At 43.0% G+C, this 419-nt stretch carries 1 pseudogene; it reads left to right on the top strand.

Going from position 1 to position 419, the window contains the following annotated elements:
- Positions 1-149: 149 nt before the first annotated feature.
- Positions 150-419 (top strand): annotated as a pseudogene (locus E3E29_RS11645) (hypothetical protein); the annotation flags it as partial.

The raw sequence follows: 419 nt of genomic DNA, 5'->3' as shown, positions 1-419 counted from the left end.
CCGGTTTGATATTTTACGGGTTTCCTTTTATTTCATTTGTGTTAGGAGTGTTCATGTTGCTCCTGTGCCGAGAGGAGATAACGGGATACAGGGGGATTAAGAATTAGTTATTACACCCTTGTACATTTGGAAACGTGGGGGAATGGGGTATGAGAAAGGCATGGTTGTCTGTCATTCTGATGGTTTTGGCGAGTGGTTGCATATCTACCTACCACTCAACAGAAGATGTTCTCTCCTACTGGCACTCCATTGACTCTTTCACGGCCCATGAGGTGGTTAAAATTGGCAATCAAACCTTTGAGAGTTATGTAACCTTTATAAAGCCTGACAAAATCGCCCGAGCTGATTATATAAACGGATCACTGGTTCAGAAGGTTGTTATTGAAAACAACACTCAGAAAGTCATAACGGCGAACGGG

The organism is Thermococcus sp. Bubb.Bath (assembly GCF_012027595.1).
GTDB lineage: Archaea > Methanobacteriota_B > Thermococci > Thermococcales > Thermococcaceae > Thermococcus.
The sequence above is the reverse complement of the archived record's forward strand: the minus strand, read 5'-3'. Positions and strand labels throughout refer to the sequence as shown.